The organism is Streptacidiphilus carbonis, assembly GCF_000787775.1.
Lineage (GTDB): Bacteria > Actinomycetota > Actinomycetes > Streptomycetales > Streptomycetaceae > Streptacidiphilus > Streptacidiphilus carbonis.
In genome coordinates this window covers 49710-71337 of sequence record NZ_BBPM01000033.1, presented here as the reverse complement: position 1 = coordinate 71337, position 21628 = coordinate 49710, and the positions used below count along the sequence as shown (strand labels likewise).

Below are 21628 nucleotides of genomic sequence, written 5' to 3'. Positions count from 1 at the left end.
GCAACCGGCTACTCCCTCCAAGGACCGCGTAGGCCCTTCCATACCGGGTGGCGCAGCAGCTCGGAGGACTGCGTGAACTCCAGGAACTCAACCTCGCCATGGATCTCGGGCCTGACCCAGCGCACCGGCTGCCCGCGGTCCGGCGCCCGGCCGGAAGTCAGCGGCGAGTCGGGCACAGCGAGGCGTTCCAGCAGCGCGGCCAGGGCGCGGCGTTCGGCGTCGGAGAAGCCTGTGCCGACCGCGCCCACGTAGCGCAGCCCTTTGCCTTCGGGCACGGCCATCAGCAGCGCCTTGACGGTGTTGCCGGTCGGTACCCAGCCGACGACGGTGACATCGAGGGACTTCACATGCTTGTACTTGATCCAATCGCGGGACCGTCGGCCCTGGATGTAGGGGGACATCAGGCGCTTGGCGATGACGCCTTCCAGTCCGAGATCGCGGGTGAAGTCCACTGCTTCCTCGGCTGCGGTTCCGGGCCAGGCGGGCGGGACCAGGACGCGGGTGCCGTCCAGCGGCAGCGACTCCAGCAGCTCGCGGCGGCCGCGATACGTCAGCCCGTCGGCGCCGATGGTGGACCGGCCGTCCAGCCAGAGCAGGTCGAACAGCATCAGGTTCACCGGGACCTTGGCGGCCACCGTGCGGATGGTCTGGGCGCGGGTGAGCATCATCCGCTCCTGCAGTCGGGAGAACGAGGGCCGACCCGCGGCGTCGGGCGCGATGACCTCGCCGTCCAGGATCGCGGTCCTCCCGCCCAGCAAGTCCTTGAGCTCCGCCAGCTCCGGGTACCGGTCTGTGACGTCGTTGCCGTTACGCGTCAGCAGCTTCAGCCCTGATCCGTCCAGGTAGCAGATGGTCCGCGCCCCGTCGTACTTGATCTCCAAGGCCCATTCCTCTATCCGCGCCGGCAACGTCCCGGTCGTGGCCAGCATCGGCTGGACCTGGGGAAGGCGGACAACGGCATCACGGGGCATATAACCATCGTCAGCGCGGCCGGGTAGCCGGGCATGCTGGGCGTCGCCTACGCGTGCCGGGCGACCAAGCGGACCGCTGCCGCTGCACCGTGAACCCCGATTCGTCCACGCAGGCGACGCGATTCCACGCTACGAGCGGCACCGGACCTGCGCACTTTCATCTGGACGTAACGGGCAAGGCGGCATCGGTCCGCGATCCGGCCAGTCAGGTGCGTCGCGGCAGGCTGTCGAGCATGAAAGTGCACCAGGCCGCCGCAGCCGCCACAGCCAGGCGCCCGTGCCTGGGCTCAAGGCCGACGGGCAGTGCACTGGGAGCGTGCCCGGTGCCGTACTCGTTGCGGAGCTTGGCCAGATCGTCGGTCATCCCGGTGAGCTTGCCGAGCAGTCGCTTGACCGAGGGCGCTCCGTCCGCGTCACCATCGATACAGGTGGGATGGTTCAGCAAAGCTTCCTCGGCTTGGCGAACCAGGACCGGCATGTCGGCGGTGGCCGGGAACGGCTTGCCGAGTTGTGTCAGGACCGCCTTGGCGGTTCCTTCAACCAGTTCCTTGGCCGATCCGATGGCGAGCATAGGATCGTCCGGCAGTGCCTTGTTGATCCGGCGTAGCACTTGCTGGATCAGAGCCGGGTCGCTGAGGCTGCCCAGGGAGCCGTCCAGCAGGAGCGCATGGGAGGGGTGGACCCGCCCGGCGCTGTCGATGTGGAAGCCTTCCTTGTCCAGCCGGCGGCGCAATCGCTCGCCCGGCAGCGAGTCCCAGTCCTCCTCCAGCGCGGCTGAGCGCTCGAACAGCCACAGCAGTTCTTCCACAGCACCCAGCGCGGCAAGAGTCTTGGCTGCGGAGGTCCAGTCGACGCCGTCCAGGTAGGACTTGGCCAGAGCCCGGGAGGTGGCGGACATGCTGCCGGCGGCCACCATCAGAATCTCCGCCGCAGTGACCCACTTGGGCTGCTCCTGGGCGGCAGGCGAGGGCCGGTAGGCGAGGGCCCCGGGGAATGGCGCGAAGCCTTCATCGGTGAAAGCGCGCCGCACGTCGGCGAGGGAGAGCTCAGCGGCGACGTCCACCACCGCTTCGCGGGCAGCGCGGCTGAAGAACGGAGTACCGGGCATCGACTGCCACCTCACTGAACTCGGCAAGATCGTCTGCCGAAGGTTCAGCGATCGTGCGCGCCAAAGGAACACGCCCATCATCGCTCCCTCGGGTGGCAGAGACGACGACTTTTCCGAGGGCAGCAGTCTGCCCCGACCGACGCCATCGCCGCAGGACTGCGACCTGCCCGCCGCTGGCAGCGGCGAACCGCGCCCCCGGCCGCAAGCGCGTCAGCCGTCGGACGCGGGGGTCCAGCCGGTTTGCAGTAGCGTCCGGGCCATGACTTCGCTCTACGCTGCCGTCTCGCCCGTGGTCCACGCGGCGGGGACCAAGCTGGCCACCGGCCGCTGGACGTTCAGCCGCACCGACATCGCGGCCGCCGCGGACCTGGTGCCGCGGCTCCAGTGGCCGGCCGACATCATCGACCCGATCACCCAGGGCGTTCGTCCCGACGACCGGCTGCGCTGGTTCAAGGACGCGGTGGCCTCCCTCACCGCGGCCGCCCCGAAGATCGACGGACAGCTGGGCGAGGTCCTGCGGCACTGCAGTGCCCTGCTGGCGCCGGGGCTGGACCTGCAGCTGGAGGACTGCCGCAGCCGCGAGGACCTGATGGAGCCGGGCCCGCTGATGGACGCCGAGCTGGCGATCGGTCAGATCCGGGTCCTCCTGGTGGCCGGGGCGACCGGGGACGTGGCCCCGTGATAGCCCCGGACACGATGGTGCGCTGCCTGGCCTTCATAGAGGCGGTCTGGAACGCGGACGCGGAAGCCATGGCGTCGCTGTCGGCCTCCGGGGCCGGGGAGGAGCCGCTGGGCGTCCTGCTCGCGCAGTACGGCGACCTGGTCCTGCAGGCCCTGGTCACCGCGCAGTTCGGCATCAACGACGACCAGGCCGACGACGAACGCGAGGCCGCCGTCGAACGGATGCGCCGCGACCCCGGCGTCCAGGTCTCCGTCGTCCTCGCCGAAACGCTGAAAGCATGGGCCCGCACCGACACCTCGATACCGGCGGCCGCGGGCATCGCCCGCAGCGTCCTGTCCGCCATCCTCGCCTTCAGCGACGACGCCACCGAGGACAGCGTGCTGCCCATGCTCGCGAAGCTGCGGGAGGACGCCCTGCGGGCCAGCTGACCCAGCGCGACCCCGGCGTCCAGACCCAGATGGTCGATCTGCCGCACGTTGTGGTCGCGCTCCTGCGGCGGCGCGTGACGTCGGTCGTCGTGAGGCTCAGCGGGGCAGTTCGGAGCATGCTGCCCGTTCGGTCCATGTGGTCCGTAGCCTCTTGGCGTGGCAAAGAAGCGGAAAGAGCCGAGGCAGGACGAGCTGCTAGCCGAGCAGATCGTCAACGGGGTACTCGGGACTTCGACGGTCGAACGGGATGACAACTCCCATCCGGGTATGGTTGACGCCCTTTTGGACCCAGGCAACTCGTCTGGTCCACTGACAGCTCTTGAGATCTCATCCACCACCGATCGCGCCGCCGCGATGCTGTGGAGCGTGGTCGACAAGGAGCACGGCAACACGGTTCACCCCGAACTCTCCTGGTGCTGGCTCATCTCCTACCAGCCACACGCGAGAGCGGGCGGAGAGGCCGCGCGGCGACTCATCTCGTACCTGGCCGAGTTGGAGACCCGCGGCGTGCGCGAGATCCGCCGTAGTCAAGGCTTTGTCCCGTTCGTGACCGCAGATGGTGTGACTGCCGGCGATCACGCGGAGCTTGCCCGCCTGGGCCTGCTGGCGGTCTCAGCCGTCCCTGACACCGAGCGCAGCCAAGGCCGGATTCACCACTACTCGGTCGCGGTCGGGGAAGGGTTCGGGCCCGCCGACGCCGTACCGGGTTACGTAGACGACTTCCTGGCCAGCGAGACCGGCGCGAACAAGCTCCGCAAGCTGAAGAGGCAGGCGGAGCTCGGACGGCGAACACACCTGTTCCTGTGGGCAGAACCCCACCACGTCAACATCGGGCAACCGCTGTCGAACGCCGTGCTGCCCAAGCAACGGCCAACAGCTCCCGTGTTCCTCGACAGCATCTGGCTGGCCAGTGCGTTCGCCCCGGAGCACGTCTACCGCTGGACGCCTCAATCGGGCTGGGAAATCGTCATCGTGCCAGTGTCCGGGCTTGATCAGAACGGCGCGTAGGCCCTGGGACATGGACTTGATGGCAACCGCACCGGAACGAGCACTACCGCCAATGCCGATCCGGATCCCTGCGGGCTACGGCCCGTTGTTGGCGGACCTGGGTTGAGAATCGGTCAGCTCTCGCTGGCCAGCAGATCATTGATGATTCTCAGATGCGAGGCAATGGATTGCTCGTCAGTCCAGACGACGGTTTCAGGGTCGCTGGTGAGCACCCATGGGCCCTGCGGGCCGACCGTCAGCATGTTGATCAGGTGGGCCAGGGCTATCTCAAGCCGGTCCCGAAGCGGGCCGACCGCCGTGGCGGTGCCCGTGCCGCCGTCGATGCCGCCGTCACGGAGGCGGTGAGCTATGCGGCGGTATGCCTCGTAGTCCCCCGGAGAGAGGTGGCGCAGCTGCACAACCGTGCGCCGGGCCAGGTCGACCATGCGCGCGGTGCCGTAGTCCGCAGGAATGGACTGGCGGATGAGGTCCTCCAATGCGATGAGGTGGCTGTTCATGGTCGTCAGGTCGTATCGGTCCCCAGTCGGGCCGTCCTGTAGGTCGGCCAGCAGCTGGCCCAGGGCATGCAGCAGGTCATCCGCCCACGGTCCCCGCGGCGGCCGAACGTCGTTCGGGTCCACGCGAGAGACCCCCGCGTCGATGAGCAGCTGGGTGATACGCCCGTAGCCCTGCACGTCCTCAGGGGCCACGCAGTGCATCTGGTAGGCGGCTTCACGAGCCAGCGCCTCAGCCTCGGCTGCGTCCATCGTCGTCATCCCCTTGTTCCTCCCCCACACTTGCGGGTCAAGCTAGTACAGCAGCAGCACCGCCAGACACGGATCACGGCACATCAGGCGGCCCCGAGACCTGGCCGTCACGTCCCAGCGTCCCGCCTCGGCGGTCGACGCCGCACCCGTTCGGCGCCTTCTCCGCGACGACCGGGGCCTCCCGCCCGTTCCCAAGGGCCAGGACTGCAGCGGCTGGCTGGGGGCGGTCCGGAGGTCGGGTCAGTCCGTGGCGGCGCGGGCCGCGATGGCGGCGCGCAGCCGGGCGGCGAGGTCAGCGCTCTCGGCTGCGGTGGGCATCAGCACGCCGTTCTCGAACTTCAACGCCTCGAACAGCTGCTGCTCGTAGGGGACTCCTTCGGGCAGTCGGGCGATGTGCCAGTGCAGGTGCGCGTTGCCAGCCTGCGAGCCCATGGAGAACAGGTAGGTCCGCTCCCCCGGCAGGACGTCCTCGGCGGCCAGGGCCACCAGCCGCACTGCCTGCATCATCCGCTGATATGCGGGGGCGGTCAGGTCAGCGACGCAGTGTTCGAGGTGGGCGCGCGGGCACACCAGCAGCTTGCCTGGCAGCACGGGCCAGCGGTCCAGGAACGCGACGTGGTCCGCGTCCTGGTAGACGACCTCATGGGCGTAGTCGGGGTCGCCGGCCAGCATCCGGCAGATGAAGCAGGGCCCGTTGACGGCCTGCTCGCTGTAGGTGGCCATGTCCATCGGATGGCGGTCCATCAGCTACCCCTCTCCCGCTGTTCGGTCCCTCCCCGCGTGCTCCCCGCACCCGGGCCCCGCCACACCCGCGTGCGGGTGGATCACTCTCCCGTGGGCGGGATGTCCGGTACCGGCGCTGCGGGCGCGTGGTGGAGCTCCCCGACGTACTCGCCCGTCCTGGGATCGCGGGAGGCCACTGTCATGGTGACGGCCCACTGCCAGGTCCCGTCGGCGGGACCTGGCACGGTCGCCCACGCGAGGCTGACCAGTCGCATCCTCGGGGTGACCTCGCGGGTGAGGTCCGCCGCGGCCTGCATCGCGGCGGCCTCCGTGTCCCCCGTGCACACGAGCGCGGTGAGCGCAGTTACCGAGATGTCTGCGGCGCCGCTGCCGGTCGCGTCGACGAACCGCACCGCGGCCGCCGCCTCGCTGATGCTGCGCACCAGGTCCTGGCCCATCCCCGCCGGGGCCTGCACCCGGGCGGCAGGCAGCAGTGCCTGCTCCTGGCCGACGGCGGCAGGGGCCAGGTCCCCGACGCCGGTGTCCGGGCCGGTCATGACGTGACCGTGGCCGGGCAGTCGAGCAGGCTGGCGAGCGGGATCGTGCTGGCGGGGTCCTGGAGCTGCGCGGCGGCGGCGTAGAGACGGACCGGGTTGGCGCCCAGGTGGTCGACAGCTGCCTGCACCAGGCCCTCCGCCAGCAGCTGGTGCACCCGGCTCTCGCGCAGGTGCTCTGCCACTGCCACGGTCAGCGCCTCCAGGGAGGGCACCTCGATACGCCGCACGCTCTGGCCACGGCGCTTCTCGATGGTCGCCCACAGCACCACCTTCCCGTTTGTCTTGTCGAAGGCGATCCGGAACGGCAGCTCGGTGCCGGGAGCAGCGTCACCGGCGGTGTCGGTTTCGGCGTCGGGCATGGGGCGCTCCACAGAAGGGGATGGACGGAGCCGCAGCGGGGCGCGCGGCTGGCGCCCCCGCCCCTGGAAGTTCCCGGGACGGGCTGTACTGGCACCGTAGGCGCGCTACAACAGGGTCAGGCACGCGTTTTGCGTGCCCTGTCGGGGAGTTGGCGGGTAGCGAGGTGGACATCAGCGGGATCGGGCGCAGGATCGCCTACTGGCGGGTGCGCCGCGGGCTGACGCAGACCGACTTCGGCGCGCTGATGGGCCGCTCCAGGCGGTGGGTGCAGGACCTGGAGGGCGGCCAGCGCAACACCGCATCCAACCTCGCCGTCCTGGACCAGGCCGCCGCCGTCCTCGAGGTCCGCCTGGAGCAGCTGCTCGCCGACGAACGCGCCGACGGGCAGCCGGAGTGCGTGGACGCCGCTGAGCTGGCAGCGATCCGCGCCGCGCTGCAGCACCCGGAGGTGGTCACCGGCGCCGGCGACAGTACCGCCAAGCCTGTCGCGGACCTGCGCCGGTCGGTGGCCTACGGGTGGACCGCGTTCCAGGCCGCCGACTACACCCCGTTGGGTCGGTTGCTGCCCGATCTGCTGCGCGAGGCCACCCGCACCGCCCACGACAGTTCGGGCGTGCGACAGGACACCGCGTTCTCGCTGCTGTCGATGGCGCTGATGCTGACCGCCGCTGTGGCCACCAAGTTCGGCGACCACGCCCTGGCCTACCGGGCGGCGGACCGCAGCGTGCAGGCAGCCGAGCGCTCCGGCGACCCGGTGGTCATGGCCGCCGGCGCCCGGCTCCTGGTCGACGGCATGTTCCACACCGGCGAGGGGCCGGCCGCCATCGCCCTGGCCGCCGCCGTCGCCCAGCGCCTGGAGCAGGACCTGGTCGCCCGCGGCCCGCACGGGCTCAGCGTGCTGGGGATGCTGCACTGCAAGGCCGCCATCGCCGCCGCCCACATCGGGGACCAGGGCACCGTCCCCGGCCTGCTGGACGCCGCCAAGGACGCGGCCGACCGGCTGGCCGTCGACGGCAACGCGATGTGGACGGCGTTCGGGCCCACCAACGTGCAGCTGCACCGCGTCTCCGCGGCGATCCGGCTCTACGACGGGCCCGGCGCGGTCGCCGCAGCGCAGGGCATCGACACCGCTGCCCGGGACGCGCTGCCGCGCGAGCGCCGCGCGAACCACCTGGTCGACCTCGCCCGCGGGCAGAGCCTGGCCGGCCACCGCCCCCAGGCCGTCGACACCCTGCTGCACGCGGAGGGCCTGGCCCCGCAGGAAGTCCACTGCCGACCCCACGCCGCCAAACTCGTGGCCGATCTACGGCTACTCGGAGTCGGTTCCGCGGAGGGGCGGTTGCGCGCCCTGGCAGCTCGGTGTGGACTGCCCGCGTGACCGACGACTCCCGCGTGCTGTACCTGCTGGCCTGCGCCGCCCCGCCCGCCCAGCACCTGCCCACCGGCATCACCCTGGCCCAACAGGCCGGATGGGACGTGTGCCTGATCCTCTCTCCCTCCGCCTACTCCTGGCAGACCCAAGAGGAGCTGAGCGACCTGGAAGAGTTGACCGGGCATCCGGTCCGCTACACCTACAAGCGGCCCGGCACCGAGGACGTCCTGCCGGCCCCCGACGCCATGCTGGTCGCCCCCGCCACCTTCAACACCCTCAACAAGTGGGCCGCCGGGATCTCGGACACCCTGCTGCTCGGACTGGTCACCGAAGCCATCGGCCTGCAGCTGCCCGTCGTCGCACTGCCCTACCTCAACGCCGCCCAGGCCGCCCACGGCGCCCTGGATGCCAGTGTCACGTTCCTGCGCGCCTCCGGGATATCCGTCCTCCTGGGCGCCGGCGGCTTCGTCCCGCACATCCCCAAGCACGGCGACGTCGACCACTACCCCTGGGCGGCCGCCATCGACGCACTCCCGCGCCGCGCCGCACCCAACGGCATCCGGCCCACGTAGGAATCGCCGCAACCTGCCCCCGGGCCCGGGGACTTCCTGCAGCCGGAAGGTCCGCGGCTACAGACCGGATGCCTCGGCTATGCCGTCCAACGTGTCGGCCTGCTCACGGCGGCGCCTGCTGGAGGCGATGCAGTTCTGTCGCATCCGCTCCAACACAGCCGGGTCCGCCGCCTGCTCCGGGGTGACCAGCGCGAGGATCCCGCCCCCGAGATCAACAACCTGGTGATCCATGCGGCCCGTCACCAGGATCCCGGCGGCCTGCATCACCTCGGTCATCACCTCACCCTTCAACTGCTCCTCACCGTCGTCCAGTTCGCCGACACCCAGCTTCCCCCTGGACTCGGCGAAGTCCACCAACCCCCTGATCGCCTTGAGGAAGACCACGAAATGCGCCTCGTCCATCCGCGCGCGCACGCTCTCGATGTACAGACTCAGCAACTCGCCCCGGGCAACCTCGCCCGCATCCTCATCAGCCATCCCGCCATCATGCTGGCGCCCACCCCGAAGCGGACAGGGGCCCTGCTGCCAGCTCCCGGCTGCTGCCCGCGCATCCCACGGACATCCTGGGCGATATGGGGTGGCTGGGCGTCAACCCCAACCGGCACAATCGGTGACTGTGAGTAGAAGAGCGGATCTTCCGCACTACCTTCCCGCCGCGTTGATCGGCGGTTTCGGCATACCCAATCCCCGTCGCAAGGGTGCCCGGTACGCCTCGGTGTGCATGCGCCGCCGTGCGACGCCCGACGTGGTTGTAGGTCCTCTGCCGGCGGAGAGGATCGGGGCGGAGTACGGAGTCTACGACGTCGACAGGCCTGATCAGGACCTCCCCGGCGACTTTGCGGAGATCCTGTGGCAGGCATACGAGTCGGATCTTCCCTCAGCCGCCGCGGCGCTGGAATCGGGCCTCTGCCAACGCGATGACTGGCTGACGATCCTGCTCCACATCCAGGCACAGTCGATACGGCACCCGGACTTCGCCCGGGTTGCGACAGAGCATCTGACCGGTGCTGGTCGCGACGCGCCGGATCGTGACGAGGTCCAGCGCCAACGCCAGCGGACGCATCTGGAGTCACGGGCGCTGCTGTCGCAGGCGCGGTTCGCGGTGATCCGGCGGAGCAAGAATGCCCGGCGCTTCCTCCTCAATGACAAGGGCTACGTCTCTGTGGGCGATGTCGCTCTGGGTACGCGGGGCGTCCTGTTCCCGTTGACTGGGAATGTGGCGGTGCTGATGGCCGTCTCTGAGGCGGTGCCAGGTGACGACTTCGAGGCTGGCCCGCTCGCAGAGCGCGCTCTCAACGTTCGGGGCATGGACATCATCAACGGTTCGACCTGGGAGTTGAACGGCATCACCTGCGTGATCGGTCACCCGGATGACGCCCCCTGGATAGGTGAGCTGGAAGACGGCGATCGTACGGTCAAGATGCCACCCCTGGGGCCCTACGCGGGGAGCCGGGAGGGTGGAATGCTGGACTGGGCTCTGACGCCCGATCAGGTACGCCAAAGACACCGGAAGTACGTCCTGGGTGGTTCGGTCTCACCTTTCGCAACGATGTGACACAGGCTCGGTGAGTCTCACCCGCCACACCATGATCGTTGAGTAAGCTAACCGCATGACCGCCCCCTACAGCCCTGATGACCGAGAAAAGGTTGTCACCAAGGTCCCCAGTGAACTCCGGCAGACCCTCAAAGTCCGCTGCGCCCAACTCGGCATCGACATGAAGGACGCCGTCACCCTGGGCGTTGAGGCTCGCCTCGCACGCACCGACGTCCTCCCCCTCATCGACACCACGCGCGGCACACCCTTCGCCACCTGGCTGCCCACCGGGCTGTACGGACAGCTCAAGGAGCAGTGCACCGCTTCCGGACTCGCCTACAACCAGGGCATCGCCCAGTCGATCCAGCTGTGGCTCGACCAGAACCCGGTCGGACAGGCCCGGAAGTCCACCGGGTCCGCACGGCGCTTGATAGTCGCCAACCAGAAGGGCGGCGTCGGCAAGACCACCGTCGCCGCCGGCGTCGCCCAGGCCCTCGCCGAACGGGGCGACAGGGTCCTGCTCGTGGACTTCGATCCCCAGTGCCACCTCACCCAGCAACTGGGCTTCGAGGAACTCGCGTACAAGGCCACCAGCCTGACTGTTCACATGCTGGGCGAGACCAGCGACGACATCCACGACCTGATCGTGCCGGTCGAACCGGATGCCTTCGGCGGCCGGCTCCACCTGCTGCGCGGCTGCACGGACGCCTTCCTCCTGGACGCCAAGCTGGCCACCACCCGCCACCTGCGGATCCGCGAGGCAGCACTCGAACGCGTCCTGGAGCCCCTGGAGAACGAAGTCGACTACATCGTCGTCGACTGCCCCCCGTCCCTGGGCTATGCCATGGACGCCGCCCTGTACTACGGGCGCATCCGTGACGGGGAGAGCGGCCAGGAGTCGGGGCTCATCATCCCGGTGCAGGCTGAGGACTCCTCCGCCAACGCGTATGTCCTGCTCAACGAGCAGGTCGAATCACTGAAGGAGCTCGGCGCGCTGATCCCCTACCTGGGGTTCGTCGTCAACCTGTACGACGCGCGCAAGGGCTACGTAGTGACCTCCTCCCTCGAGCAGTGGCAATCCATGGGCGACCCCAGCGTCCTGGTCGTGGTCCCGGAACAGAAGGAACAGCGAGAAGCCGTCCGTATGAAGCAGTGCCTGCTCTCCTACGCCCCCACCAGCGATCAGGCCGCCGCCATGCGCACGATCGTGCGGAGCATCGCATGAGGGCCGCCGACCGGCTGGGCTCCGGTACCTCGTTCGCGCAGGCGCGCGACCCCCGCAACCGGGCCAAGGCCCAGGCCCAGGGCGACATCCCGATGTACGACCTCGTCACTCTTCAGTTGAGCGAGGTCGTGCCCACGCCACTGAATCCACGCGAGCACTTCGGCTCGCATGACGAGCTGCTGACCCTGGGGCGCAGCCTCGCCGACACCCAGCTCACGCCCTGCGTCGCCGTTCCCGCAGCCGCATACCTGAAGGTCTGGCCCGAGCACGCCGATCAGGTCTCCCGTGCCAAGCACGTCCTGCTCAACGGCGAGCGGCGCTGGCGGGCAGCCCAGCTCGCCGATCTGACGACCCTGGACTTCACCCTTCGCGGCGACCTTGCTGTCATCCACGACGGAGACCTCCAAGCCGCCCGTGCCCGCCTGCTGGACGCAGTCCTCAAAGAGAACATCGACCGGCAGAACTTCGATCCGGTGGAAGAGGCCCGCGGTGTCGCCGCCCTGGTCTCCGTGTACGGCGACGGTGTACGTGCCGGCCAGCAGTTGAAGCGAGGCAAGTCCTGGGTGTCTCAGCGCCTGGCGCTGCTGGCCCTCCCGCAGGACCTGCAGGCACAGGTCAGTTCCGGGTTGATCAGCATCATCGACGGCCGGTGGATGGGTGCACGGGCGAAAGCCAACCCGTCGCTGACCTCCGAACAGCTCCTTGATCTCCTGAAGAAGCACCAGGAAGAGGAGCAGCAACGGAAGCAGGAGTCGGAGGAGAAGCGCCTGAGGGAGGCGGCAGGGTTTACGGCCGTAAACCCTCCGGCTGCTCCTCAGGGGAAACCGGCGGCCAGTGCCGGCGCCCGCGAGACTCTCAATTCGGCCGCGGGGTCTCCCGCGTCGGTGGCTCCGGACGCTGGTGCAGGGTTTACGGCCGTAAACCCTGACGGCTCGCCCGAAGGCCAGGAGTCGGCTCCGGAGCTCGAACCGGACCCACGGGCAACGGTGGTCAATCCCCGGTCGGCAGCCGACGCAGGCCGCGATCACGAGAGGTCCGATTCGGAGCCTGGTGGGTTTACGACCGTAAACCCTGGCCCGGTCTCCGAGCCTGATTGGGCAGACCCCGACAGCGTCGCTGCCGCCATCCTGCGCCGCTTCTCCCCCAAGGACATTGCCAGCATCGCCCGGACCCTGATCGATGCCTACCACGAGAGCGGGCGCACCGAAGAGGCGACGGCCTGAGCCACCACGGGGTTTACGGCCGTAAACCCCGCCCCCGCAGCGATCGTCCCCACGGGACGGCAGAGAAAGCAAAAAAGGGGCCCGTACCCGGCATCTGCCAGGCACGGGCCCCTTGGTGTTTGATCTTGGCCAGGCTCAGCCTGCCCAGATGATTTCCAGCACGTACAGGTGCGGGGGTTCGGTGCGCTGGATCAGGTAGAGGACGGTGAGGGTGCCCACGGCGGCGGCCCGCAGGTCCTGGCTGTCGATGTCTTCGGGGTCCCAGGCGTCCCAGTGCAGCGGGGCGCGGGCGGCGATGGCCAGGACGTCCAGCACCAGCTCCTGGGTGGTGGGGTCGAGGGTCGCGAGGTAGGCCGCGGCCTTGGTGGCGAAGCGGACCGGCAGCGGGGTGCCGGCGCTCACCGCCGCAGGCCCGCGACGACGTCCTCCAGGGCGACGCCGTCGCTGGTGTCGCACCCGGTGGCGAGGAACGCGTCGACCACGCCTTCGGTGTCCAGGCGGCGGGTCCAGGTCGTCAGCAGCTCGTAGACCCGGTTCAGGTCCAGGGACTGCCGGGCGGTGTCCAGGGCCTGGCTCCATTGGAGGTCGAACGCGGGCAGCCAGCGGTCCGCGCGGCTGGACGCGGCGATCCTGGCGCGCAGCTGCGCGGCCGCGTTGGGCGCCGGGGGCGGGGCCGGGGAGTCGATGGGCTGCGCGGACACAGGGGCCTCCTTGGGGGCTGCTGAGTCCACGGTAGTGGCGGGGTGTGGCAACGGTCAGCCCTTCGTCGTGATGGTGGAGAGCGCAGTGCGGGTGCCTCGGGGCGGCCGGGTCTGATCCGGCGGCCGCCCCGAGGACGTTGGGGGTGGCTACTCGAGGTCGAGGACGCGCTGGCGGATGTTCCGCAGCTTGGCCTCGAAGTGGGCCTGGGGGTTGGGCGCGAACGAGTGGAGCGCTGTGAACGCGGTGACGATGACGTCCACGAGTTCATCGGCCACCTCGTGGTCGCTGCCGGTGCGGGGCTTGCGGGGGTTCTGGCCCCGGGAGGTGATGTAGGCCTGGGCTGCTTCGCCGGCCTCTTCGGTGACCTTGAGCAGGCGCATCGCGGTCTCGTGCTCGCCGTTGCCGTTGCTGCGGTCCAGCCACGCGACCAGCTCGCGCAGCGTGTCCCACATCCCCGGTTCCTCGGGGGTGGACTGGGCGTTGAAGTACGTCATGGGGAAGGGCCTCCGAGGGTGGGTTTCAGGTGGTGGCGGGGACGGGGGCGGTGGCGTGCTCCTGACGGTGGGTGCGGGCCAGGCTGTCGGCGTTGCTGCGGATGCCCTGCCGCTCGCCGACCGGCCCGCACACCGAGCAGTGCGGGCGGAAGCCCCGGCGGCCGGGGCAGTTGGCCGGGTCGCGGGGCAGGCCGGTGGGGGCGGTGGGGTGGTCGCACACGGTGGAGTTGTCGTGCTCGGGCAGCACCTTGATGGTGATGCGGGCCATGGGTCCTCTCTTCCGGGTTCGTGGTGCGGGGAGCAGTGCGGGTTGCCGCGTCCGGGCGGGTTCTGGGGGCGGCGGTGGGGGCGGCAGGCGCCGGGGTTCGGTGCGTGGCGGCAGGACGTCGTCGGCGACCAGGGCGAGCTGGCCGGCGGCGGCGATGGCGGCGGCGCGGGTGGCGGCGGCGGTGACGCGGTGGTGTCCGAGGTCGTAGTGCAGGTGGCAGCCCTGGCACATGGCGCGCAGGTTGCCCGGGTCGCAGTCCTCGGGCTGGTGGTTGAGGTGCGCGGTGGTCAGGGCGACGCGGCTGCCGGTGCCGTAGGCGGGTTCGCCGTGGACGTTGGGGCAGCGGCCGGTGTGGCTGGCCCGCCCGCACTCCCCCTCGCACTCGCATCGCCAGGCGGCGCGGGCCTTGATGGACAGCGAGATGGCGGGCCAGTCGCTCGGGTACCGGCCTTTGTTCTCCGGCCGGATCGGCATCAGCCCGTGAGCCTGACCGGCATCAGGATGTGGACGTGCTCCGGGTCGTCCTGGTCCTGGTCGGTGCCGGTGAGCAGCGCCGGCTTCGTGGACGACGGCAGCGCGATGCGGACCTTGGCGTCGGCGAAGGAGCGCAGGGCGTCACGCAGGTAGGCGGGGTTGAACGCCACATCCAGGTCGGCGCCGGTGACGTCGGCGTCGGTCTCGTCCACGCCCTGGGCGTCGTCGCCGGATCCGGCCTGGACCCAGATCCGCTGGGCGTCGGCGTCGATCCGCAGCCGCACGGGCGTGTTGGCGGCGGCGACGACCGAGACCCGGGCCACGACATCAGCCAGCGCGTCGCGGTCGACCAGCACGGTGGTGGCGAACTCGCTGGGGACCAGGGCGCGCCAGCGGGGGAACTCGCCCTCCAGCAGCCGGGTGGTGCAGCGCAGGCCCGGGGTGACCAGCGCGACCAGGCCCTGGGTGACGGCCAGGTCCACGGGCTGCTCGCCGAAGGTCTTGGCGGTGTCGGCCAGGGTGCGAGCCGGGATCAGCACCCCGGGCAGCCGCGGGGCGGGAGGTTCCTGATCGGGCAGGACGGGCTGAGCCTTCGGGACGGGCAGCTCGGCGCCGGGCGCGAAGGCGAGCGGGATGCGCCGCACGGCGAAGCGGTAGCGGTCGGTGGCGGCCAGCCACATCTGCTGCTGCTCCAGGTCGAACTCGCAGTAGACGCCGGTGAGCTGCGGCAGGGTGTCGTCGCGGCCGGCGGCGATGGCGACCTGGGCGACGGCGTCGGCCAGGACCTCGCCGTCCACGGTGGCGGTGCGCTCGGGCATCGCCGGCAGCGCCGGGTACTCGTCCACCGGCAGAGTCGGCATCGTGAACCGGGCCGACGCGCAGGTCAGGACCAGGCGCACCCCGTCCAGTGCCAGCTGCGCGGTGCCGGCCTTGGGCAGCGTCTTGGTGATGTCAGCCAGCAGGCGGCCGGAGACCAGGACGCGGCCGGGCTCGCCGACCTCGGCGTTGTCGGTGGCCTGGGTGGAGACCTCGTAGTCGAACGCGGACAGCGACAGCGGCCCGTCGGCGTCCGCGTCCAGGAGCAGTCCGGCCAGGACAGGGATCGGCGGCCGGGCGGGCAGGGAGCGCGAGGCGGTGGCGGTCAGCGCGGCGAGCTGCTCAACCGGCAGGGTGAACTTCACTGGGCAGGGGTCCTTCCAACAGGGCAACGCGGGACGGGCCCGCCGCAGGAGTGCGGCGGGCCCGGGTGGTACGGGAGGGTGCGGGAGGGCTACAGCGCGGCGAGCAGTACTGCGGCGGGCAGCAGCCCGAGCGCGATGTGGGCGGCCTGGTCGACGTGCTGGGCGCCGCCATGCTGCGCGAACCCGGGCTGCCGGGTCGCGTTCATCCACTTCAGAACCGGCCAGCGCCGGTCGATGAAGCCGTGACTGAGCCCCAGCCAGGCCAGGGCCGCGACGGTGCCGGCCAGGTGGAGCGGCAGCCCGAGGGCCGCGCCGACGGCGAGCAGCAGCACCGTCGCGGCGGCGACGTGCACGCTGGCGTGGGTGAGGTTGGCGCGCCAGCCGACCGCGGTGCGCTGCGCCTTGTGGGCGGCCTGGTGGTCGGTCTGGAGCGGGTAGTCCGCGAGCAGGTGCGCCGCGAACAGGATCACGAAGACGTCGGCGAACACGGCTCCTGCTTTCTGGGGGTGTCGGGGGTCTTGGGTGTCACGGTGATCAGGCGGCCGACCCGCACGGAGGCGAAGCCGCCCCAGCCGTGGTCGGGGGACCGGCCGGGTATCGGGGTCAGCTGCAGGTGCTGCTCGGTCCGGATCTGCCAGGCCGCCCAGGGCAGGGCGACGGTGGCCGGGCTTGCGCTGATGCGGGCGCTGGTGGCGATCCGCAGCAGGTACTGCGCCAGGGCCTGCGCGCTCGCGCCGGTCTCCTTGGCTCCGGCGGTGCCGGTGGCCGCGGCGGCGTACTCCCACAGCGGCCGGCGGGCGTTCCCGGTGGGGCCGTACGGCCGGGCGACGTGTAGTCCGAAGGCGGGGTCGACCTGGTCCGGGGGAGCGGCGGCGATGACGGCCTCGGTGCTGCCGTCGGCCAGCGGCACGACGGTGACCAGCAGGATGTAGGCGCCCCAGTCGGGGCCGGCGCCGCCGCCGTGGCGGACCAGGGTGACCGGGCCCGCACCGGCGTTCGCACTGGCCGTGCTCACTGGCCGGCCTGGTGCTTGCGGTCCATCTTGCAGCCGTGGCAGTACCGGGCGCCGTCGCTTTGACGGCGCCCGAACTCCTGCTGGTCATGGCTGGCCACGCAGCGGTCCGGGACAGCTGGCATGTGCAGGATGTCGCGCAGCGCCTGGCGGTCGCGCAGCCGGGTCTGCTGGTCGTCCACGTGCCGGGGTGCGACGCAGTGCGCCATGTCGCACTCGGGCTTGACGTAGCCGACCGGGTCGCGGCCGGTGCGGATCCGGAAGGCGATGGCGGCCGCGGTGAACACCCCGCCCCGGTAGTGGAGGATCGGGGTCTGCGAGCCGTGGGACAGCGACCCGGTCCACTCCAGGTGGCCGCCGGGCAGTTCCCTGACCCGCTGCTGCCACTTCTGCTCCAGCGTCAGCGGTTGCAGGGGCGCGGTCGGGATGGCCAGTTGGCGGCGGATCCGGCGGATCGCGCCGCGGTCCATCCGCAGCCGGCGGTGGACCTCGTGGTCGGTCAAGCCCTGCCGGATCAGCTCCAGGGCCTGGTCCCGCTTGGGATGCTGGCGCCCGGTCAGCACCGGGGCGTCGGCGGGGGTGTCCGGGTCGGCCTGGTCCACGGTGGTGGTCATCGCCCGCCTCCGGACCTGGTGGGGGACAGGAACGCGGTGTCCCAACTGGCGAGGTCGAACATCTCCAGGACCTCGATCGGCAGGACCTCCATTTGGCCCTCGCCGGTGGGGTCGTCGGCGTCGGCGGCCAGCACTTCCGGGGGCTCGTGCAGGCGCTGGAGGATCTGCAGCCGCCCGCAGGGGGCCATGTCCGGGTCGGCCCACTCGCGCAGCTCCCAGACCTGCCCGGGGGCGGCCAGGACCAGCGGGTCGCCGTCGGTGGCCCGCTCGCAGGCCATCCGGTACGCCACCTTCTCGGGCAGCAGGTCCTGCTCCGCCAGAGTGTCGGCGATCCGGGACAGCACCACGGCCGCCAGCTCCGGACCGAGGATCCGTTCCAGCGGGACGGCCGGGCTGCGGTCCGGTCCGCGGTTTCCGTTGCTCATGCTGCATTTCCCTTCTCGGACGTGCTGGTGGAGGTGTCGGCGGGGGCGGCCAGTGCGGCCAGGAGCCGGGCGCGGTTGCGGCGGGCTTGGCCGGGGGTGACCGGCTTATACGTCGGCGGGATCGGGCGGGGGCGGACCGGGACCAGTTCGGCGGCCAGGCGCCGGTCCAGCTGCTCGGGCAGGCGGCTGGTCTTCACCGGTCCGCCTTGGCGGCCGGGGCGACCTGGCGCAGCAGCAGTTGCAGGGTGGAGGCGCGGCGCGAGTAGTCCGATGCGGGGCGGCCGCAGCCCCAGCAGTCCTGTTCGGGTCCGGCCCACCCGACGTGGCAGATGTCGCACGCGTAGGCGGGGTGGTGGCCGATCCGGCGCCCGACCGCGCGCATCGCGGCGGCGGCCCGGTGCCGCTGCGCGTCAGGCAGCTGGTGGGGGCGGGGCTTGGTGGTGCGGGGACGGGGCAGAGCCAGGCTCGCCATACTGGGGTCTCCTTCTGATTCCTCGGGAGGCGCGCTCACGGTCGGCCAACTGTCCAAGGTGGGACCGGCCGTGGGCGCAGAAATGGCGGTGCCCGCCAGGACCTGGTCCTGGCGGGCACCGTGCTGTGTGGGGGAGTAGCGGACTAGAACGGCGGTACGGCCGGGATCGGCCGGCGGCCGGGGCAGGGAACGGTGGGGCCGGACTCGTCACTGCGGTCCAGCTCGCCGGTGCCGATGCAGCCGCCGGGGCAGTCGTCCGGGTGCGGATCCGTCCAGGGCGCCTCGTAGTCGACCTCGCCCAGGCGCACGGCAGCGCTGCGCAGCGAGGTTTCCGCGACGCGCAGCTGCGCGGCGGTGGCCTGGTCGTCCGGGCTGCCGTGGCCCAGGTCGATGCCGAGGTCGGCCAGCAGGTCGGCGATCGGGCCGATCGGCGCCTGATCGCGCAGTGCCTCGAGGACGTCGTTGGCCGCGCCCCATCCCAGCCAGTCGTGCAGGTGGCCGACGCCCTCACGCAAGGCGGGGCAGGGGAGGGAGCCGGCCAGGTTGTCCGGGTCTGCGAAGCCTGCGAGGACGTCGACCAGGCCAGCCGGGACCCCCAGGATGTTGCTGCCGTCGGTGGCCAGCCCGGTGGTGATCGGGTCGCCCAGCTCCAGCAGGTCGGCCAGGCGGCGCGCTCCGGCCGGAGCCAGGGAGCGGTCGACCGGTGCCAGGGCGGGCAGGCGGTAGCGGGTGCGGTGCCAGGCGGCGGCCAGTGCGGTGCCGGCGACCAACGCTGTCGCGGTGAGCGTGGTGGTGCGCATGGATGGTTCCCCTTCTGCGAGTGGTGCGCGGGCCGGGTCAGGTTTCGGGTTCGTCGCTGCGCAGCGGAACCTCGTTGATGTCGTCGGCCAGTTCCTCGCGCTCCAGGTCGTCCAGGTCGCCCATGTCCCAGTCGAGCAGGACCTGGTCGGCGCGGCCGTGGCGGTGGACGTCGCGGGCGAAGCGGCGGGTGACGTGCATCGGATGCCTCCTGCGAGTGCGGGTCAGGGTGCGGTGGGGACCAGGCCGGTGGCGTAGAGCTCCAGGCGGCCGGTCCGGCTGTTGTGGTTGAGGCGGCCGGTGAGCGTGGCCACCTTTCCGACCTGGAGGTGCGGTTTGATCGCGGTCCAGTTCTTCGGGAAGGCCAGCACCTCGATCACGCCGGTGCCGTCGTCCAGGGCGACGATGGCCCACTCGTTCTCGGCTTTGTTGCGGCGCGCGTCGATGCTGGTGACGGTGCCGCTGATCTGGGCCTCGCCCGCGATGCGGCCGGAGGCGACCAGGTCGGCCACGGTCTCGGTGGCCAGGTCCCCGCTCACGCGCTCACCGCCATGCGCAGCTCCGCCAGGGCGACGCCGAACGCCGCGCAGCTGCCCGAGCAGTAGCTGCGGGCGGGCTCGGTGGAGCCGGAGACCTTCACCTGGACCCAGCCCCGGGGCAGCGGCACCGCTCCGGCGTAGATGTCGGTGTCGGCTTCCTGGCCGCAGTCCGGTTCCGGGCAGCCGGCCGGGGACCGGACGGCGCGCGGGGCCTGGGGTATGCCGTCGTGCTGGACGAAGCTGCGCTTGCCGGCCTTGGTGCCGTTCTTCGCTGCGGCCTGCTTCGTCTTCGCGGCCCTGGCGTCGCGGACGGCCTTCAGGCAGCCGCACGCCTCGGTGGCCGGGACCTTGCGGTAGGTGTGCTGGGCGTAGCCCTTGGTCGTGCCGTGCTCGATTCCTTCGTCCTTGCCGATGACGCTCACTGCGCCACTACCTTTCTGCTGGTCGGGTTGTGGCCGGGTGGCCGCGCCCACCGCCACTGCCCCGCGCCGTGGTGCTGGGCGCGGGGCAGTGGCGGTCAGCGTGACGGCCCGGAGCGTCGGTCATCCCTTGTTGCAGGGGGAGATGGCCTGCGGCATGCGGGCCCAGCGGACGTGATCGATTCCCTGCGGATCAGCCTCTTGGCGGGGCCATCGGTGTTTGGGAGGCTGCCTAGGAGCAAATGACCGAAGTGCCAGAACGATTCGGGGCGGGGTGGCTCGGCAGTGGGGGAACGCGTGCTCGGTGGGCGGTACCAGCTGACGCGGCAGCTGGGCGAGGGCGGTATGGGGGAGGTCTGGGAAGCCCACGACACCGTTTTGGGACGGCCCGTCGCAGTCAAGGTGATTGGACTGCTGGCAGGCGGCGGCAGCAGGGGCGACATGGCCCGCGCCCGGTTCCAGCGCGAAGCCCGCATCACCGCGGCCCTGCAGCACCCCAACATCGTCACAGTCCACGACTTGGGCGAGGCCGGCGCGGCAGAGGGTCATGCCCCGTTCCTGGTGATGGAGTTGCTGCGCGGCGAGTCCCTGCAGGCCGTGGTTCGCCGCGGCCCGGTACCGCTGCATGACGCCGCCCGCTGGGGGGCCGAGATCTGCGACGCACTCGCCGAGGCGCACCAGGCCAAGGTGCTGCACCGCGATATCAAGCCCTCCAACATCCAGATCACACCGGCCGGTACGGTCAAGGTCCTCGACTTCGGCATCGCCCGCGCCGCTGACCCCTACGCCACCGAGCAGCGCCTCACCCAGACCGGCTTCATCGTCGGTACCCCGCCCTACATGGCACCCGAGCAGGCGCGCGGCGCGGCGGAGCCGCGCAGCGACCTGTACTCCCTCGGCTGCCTGCTCTTCGAAATGATCACCGGCCGCCTGCCCTTCCAAGCCCCGGACACCATGGGCTACCTCACCGCCCACCTCACCCAGCCCCCGCCCGCGCCCAGCTCGATCCGTGCCACGGTCCCGTCGGCCTGGGACGACCTCCTCCTCACCCTGCTGTCCAAGGACCCCTCCCGGCGCTACCCCTCCGCAGCCGAACTCGCTGACGCCCTGCGGCAGCTGGAACACGGGAATCCGCCAGCCTCGCCACGGACAGGCCAGCCACCTGGGCTGGTCGAGAGGACGGGGACGCTCCACCGGTCCGAGACGCAGCGAAAACCGCAGGTGAGCGCAGCCCCCCAGGCGCTCGCCCAACAGCGACGCGAGCGAGCCGCCGCACCGCCAACACTCAACAAGGAGACACCGGCCACACAGGCGGAGCCGACATCCGAGGCGGTCGCGGAGCCCGGACCGTTCACGGTCTCGTGGACGGGAAAGGAACCCCTGTCCTCCTACACCAATATCTGGCAGGCCCGTTGCGCATTCTTTGGGGTCACGATTGTCCTCGCTTTGGCGCTGACGGGGGTCATCATCGCGGCGCAGCACCAGGTGCGGCAGGACGGCCAGAACATCACCTCCAGCGGATGGTCGGCGCTGATGTGGCTCTCCATCGGCTTCATGGCACTCGCGTTCATCTGCCTCGGCGTGGCGGCTGAGGCTGCGTTCCGGCTGGGCAAGCTGCCCTGGTCCCTCCAGGTCGGACCGCCCGGCATCAGGACCACCCGCGGTCGTTACAAATCTGAATACCTATGGGATCAGGTGCAGGCGTTCGCCATCCATGAGGT

At 70.8% G+C, this 21628-nt stretch carries 31 protein-coding genes; 9 read left to right on the top strand and 22 right to left on the bottom strand.

Features of this window, described 5'->3' with window-relative positions; all coding sequences use genetic code 11:
* Positions 1 to 8 precede the first annotated feature (8 nt).
* Both ligD and TR46_RS38275 read right to left on the bottom strand, forming a co-directional pair.
* Positions 9 to 971, bottom strand: coding sequence for a non-homologous end-joining DNA ligase (gene ligD / locus TR46_RS24120; protein WP_042404766.1), 963 nt, complete (start codon positions 969 to 971; stop codon positions 9 to 11).
* Between the two features lie 205 nt (positions 972 to 1176).
* Entirely contained in the window at positions 1177 to 2157 is a 981-nt protein-coding gene (locus TR46_RS38275; protein WP_161790185.1) for an abortive infection family protein, read from the bottom strand.
* A gap of 181 nt (positions 2158 to 2338) precedes the next feature.
* Between TR46_RS38275 and TR46_RS24110 the strand changes: the two genes are divergently transcribed.
* The 3 genes from TR46_RS24110 (at position 2339) to TR46_RS24100 (ending at position 4197) form a co-directional block, all read left to right on the top strand.
* A complete protein-coding gene (locus TR46_RS24110) occupies positions 2339 to 2761 on the top strand; it encodes a hypothetical protein (protein WP_152626648.1) in 423 nt (140 codons plus the stop codon).
* A complete protein-coding gene (locus TR46_RS24105) occupies positions 2758 to 3189 on the top strand; it encodes a hypothetical protein (RefSeq protein ID WP_152626647.1) in 432 nt (143 codons plus the stop codon). Before TR46_RS24110 ends, TR46_RS24105 begins: the two co-directional genes overlap by 4 nt.
* Positions 3190 to 3345: 156 nt before the next feature.
* A complete protein-coding gene (locus TR46_RS24100; RefSeq protein WP_152626646.1) occupies positions 3346 to 4197 on the top strand; it encodes a hypothetical protein in 852 nt (283 codons plus the stop codon).
* A gap of 113 nt (positions 4198 to 4310) precedes the next feature.
* On the opposite strand, the gene TR46_RS24095 is transcribed toward TR46_RS24100, so the two are convergent.
* From TR46_RS24095 to TR46_RS41320, 4 genes are all read right to left on the bottom strand, one after another.
* Positions 4311 to 4952, bottom strand: a complete 642-nt coding sequence (locus tag TR46_RS24095; RefSeq protein WP_042404758.1) for a hypothetical protein — start codon at positions 4950 to 4952, stop codon at positions 4311 to 4313.
* A 231-nt stretch (positions 4953 to 5183) separates the two neighbouring features.
* Positions 5184 to 5687, bottom strand: a complete 504-nt coding sequence (locus TR46_RS24090; protein WP_236655469.1) for an HIT family protein — start codon at positions 5685 to 5687, stop codon at positions 5184 to 5186.
* 80 nt (positions 5688 to 5767) lie between these two features.
* On the bottom strand, positions 5768 to 6223 hold the full coding sequence (locus TR46_RS41325) for a hypothetical protein (RefSeq protein ID WP_042404756.1): 456 nt from the start codon (positions 6221 to 6223) through the stop codon (positions 5768 to 5770).
* On the bottom strand, positions 6220 to 6582 hold the full coding sequence (locus TR46_RS41320) for a hypothetical protein (protein ID WP_042404753.1): 363 nt from the start codon (positions 6580 to 6582) through the stop codon (positions 6220 to 6222). Before TR46_RS41320 ends, TR46_RS41325 begins: the two co-directional genes overlap by 4 nt.
* Positions 6583 to 6731: 149 nt before the next feature.
* Between TR46_RS41320 and TR46_RS24075 the strand changes: the two genes are divergently transcribed.
* Positions 6732 to 7961: a helix-turn-helix domain-containing protein gene (locus TR46_RS24075; RefSeq protein ID WP_236655468.1), complete on the top strand. Its 1230-nt coding sequence runs from the start codon at positions 6732 to 6734 to the stop codon at positions 7959 to 7961.
* The gene (locus tag TR46_RS24070; protein ID WP_236655467.1) at positions 7958 to 8527 is read left to right on the top strand and encodes a flavoprotein; all 570 of its coding nucleotides are present in this window, start codon (positions 7958 to 7960) and stop codon (positions 8525 to 8527) included. Before TR46_RS24075 ends, TR46_RS24070 begins: the two co-directional genes overlap by 4 nt.
* 57 nt (positions 8528 to 8584) lie before the next feature.
* Here the strand turns inward: TR46_RS24070 and TR46_RS24065 are convergent, their stop codons facing one another.
* Positions 8585 to 9004 (bottom strand): hypothetical protein, encoded by a 420-nt coding sequence (locus TR46_RS24065; RefSeq protein WP_042404750.1) that lies wholly within the window; start codon positions 9002 to 9004, stop codon positions 8585 to 8587.
* A gap of 139 nt (positions 9005 to 9143) precedes the next feature.
* On the opposite strand from TR46_RS24065, the gene TR46_RS24060 reads away from it, so the two are divergent.
* Genes TR46_RS24060 through TR46_RS38270 form a run of 3 tightly spaced genes read left to right on the top strand, consistent with a single transcriptional unit; the run spans position 9144 to position 12509 of the window.
* On the top strand, positions 9144 to 10082 hold the full coding sequence (locus TR46_RS24060; RefSeq protein WP_152626645.1) for a hypothetical protein: 939 nt from the start codon (positions 9144 to 9146) through the stop codon (positions 10080 to 10082).
* Between the two features lie 55 nt (positions 10083 to 10137).
* Positions 10138 to 11286 (top strand): ParA family protein, encoded by a 1149-nt coding sequence (locus TR46_RS24055; RefSeq protein WP_042404748.1) that lies wholly within the window; start codon positions 10138 to 10140, stop codon positions 11284 to 11286.
* Complete coding sequence (locus TR46_RS38270) at positions 11283 to 12509, top strand: ParB/RepB/Spo0J family partition protein (RefSeq protein WP_052433060.1); 1227 nt, start codon at positions 11283 to 11285, stop codon at positions 12507 to 12509. Before TR46_RS24055 ends, TR46_RS38270 begins: the two co-directional genes overlap by 4 nt.
* Before the next feature lie 135 nt (positions 12510 to 12644).
* Here TR46_RS38270 and TR46_RS24045 read toward each other — a convergent pair whose 3' ends face one another.
* The 15 genes from TR46_RS24045 to TR46_RS43210 all read right to left on the bottom strand — a co-directional run bounded on the left by TR46_RS24045 (position 12645) and on the right by TR46_RS43210 (position 19910).
* The gene (locus tag TR46_RS24045) at positions 12645 to 12911 is read right to left on the bottom strand and encodes a hypothetical protein (protein ID WP_042404746.1); all 267 of its coding nucleotides are present in this window, start codon (positions 12909 to 12911) and stop codon (positions 12645 to 12647) included.
* Positions 12908 to 13210: a DUF6247 family protein gene (locus TR46_RS24040; protein WP_042404744.1), complete on the bottom strand. Its 303-nt coding sequence runs from the start codon at positions 13208 to 13210 to the stop codon at positions 12908 to 12910. The genes TR46_RS24045 and TR46_RS24040 overlap by 4 nt, the downstream gene beginning before the upstream one ends.
* 147 nt (positions 13211 to 13357) lie before the next feature.
* Positions 13358 to 13705 (bottom strand): MazG-like family protein, encoded by a 348-nt coding sequence (locus TR46_RS24035; RefSeq protein WP_042404742.1) that lies wholly within the window; start codon positions 13703 to 13705, stop codon positions 13358 to 13360.
* A gap of 25 nt (positions 13706 to 13730) precedes the next feature.
* Positions 13731 to 14447 carry a hypothetical protein gene (locus tag TR46_RS44495; protein WP_236655466.1) on the bottom strand — a complete coding sequence of 239 codons (717 nt, stop codon included), beginning with the start codon at positions 14445 to 14447 and terminating at the stop codon, positions 13731 to 13733.
* Positions 14447 to 15628, bottom strand: a complete 1182-nt coding sequence (dnaN, locus tag TR46_RS24025; protein ID WP_042404740.1) for a DNA polymerase III subunit beta — start codon at positions 15626 to 15628, stop codon at positions 14447 to 14449. Before dnaN ends, TR46_RS44495 begins: the two co-directional genes overlap by 1 nt.
* 89 nt (positions 15629 to 15717) lie before the next feature.
* A complete protein-coding gene (locus TR46_RS24020; protein ID WP_042404738.1) occupies positions 15718 to 16116 on the bottom strand; it encodes a DUF3307 domain-containing protein in 399 nt (132 codons plus the stop codon).
* The gene (locus TR46_RS24015; RefSeq protein ID WP_042404736.1) at positions 16095 to 16643 is read right to left on the bottom strand and encodes a hypothetical protein; all 549 of its coding nucleotides are present in this window, start codon (positions 16641 to 16643) and stop codon (positions 16095 to 16097) included. Before TR46_RS24015 ends, TR46_RS24020 begins: the two co-directional genes overlap by 22 nt.
* The gene (locus TR46_RS24010; RefSeq protein ID WP_052433059.1) at positions 16640 to 17254 is read right to left on the bottom strand and encodes a hypothetical protein; all 615 of its coding nucleotides are present in this window, start codon (positions 17252 to 17254) and stop codon (positions 16640 to 16642) included. Before TR46_RS24010 ends, TR46_RS24015 begins: the two co-directional genes overlap by 4 nt.
* The gene (locus TR46_RS24005; RefSeq protein ID WP_042404734.1) at positions 17251 to 17679 is read right to left on the bottom strand and encodes a hypothetical protein; all 429 of its coding nucleotides are present in this window, start codon (positions 17677 to 17679) and stop codon (positions 17251 to 17253) included. Before TR46_RS24005 ends, TR46_RS24010 begins: the two co-directional genes overlap by 4 nt.
* A complete protein-coding gene (locus TR46_RS24000) occupies positions 17676 to 17876 on the bottom strand; it encodes a hypothetical protein (RefSeq protein ID WP_042404732.1) in 201 nt (66 codons plus the stop codon). Before TR46_RS24000 ends, TR46_RS24005 begins: the two co-directional genes overlap by 4 nt.
* Entirely contained in the window at positions 17873 to 18151 is a 279-nt protein-coding gene (locus TR46_RS23995) for a hypothetical protein (protein WP_042404730.1), read from the bottom strand. Before TR46_RS23995 ends, TR46_RS24000 begins: the two co-directional genes overlap by 4 nt.
* Before the next feature lie 143 nt (positions 18152 to 18294).
* A complete protein-coding gene (locus TR46_RS23990; RefSeq protein ID WP_042404721.1) occupies positions 18295 to 18951 on the bottom strand; it encodes a hypothetical protein in 657 nt (218 codons plus the stop codon).
* Positions 18952 to 18988: 37 nt separating this feature from the next.
* Positions 18989 to 19150, bottom strand: a complete 162-nt coding sequence (locus TR46_RS42515; protein WP_161790184.1) for a hypothetical protein — start codon at positions 19148 to 19150, stop codon at positions 18989 to 18991.
* Positions 19151 to 19173: 23 nt separating this feature from the next.
* The gene (locus TR46_RS42510; RefSeq protein WP_042404720.1) at positions 19174 to 19488 is read right to left on the bottom strand and encodes an OB-fold nucleic acid binding domain-containing protein; all 315 of its coding nucleotides are present in this window, start codon (positions 19486 to 19488) and stop codon (positions 19174 to 19176) included.
* The gene (locus tag TR46_RS43210) at positions 19485 to 19910 is read right to left on the bottom strand and encodes a hypothetical protein (protein WP_042404718.1); all 426 of its coding nucleotides are present in this window, start codon (positions 19908 to 19910) and stop codon (positions 19485 to 19487) included. The genes TR46_RS42510 and TR46_RS43210 overlap by 4 nt, the downstream gene beginning before the upstream one ends.
* Positions 19911 to 20192: 282 nt before the next feature.
* Between TR46_RS43210 and TR46_RS39820 the strand changes: the two genes are divergently transcribed.
* On the top strand, positions 20193 to 21628 hold a 1436-nt coding region (locus TR46_RS39820; RefSeq protein WP_236655465.1), incomplete at its 3' end, for a serine/threonine-protein kinase.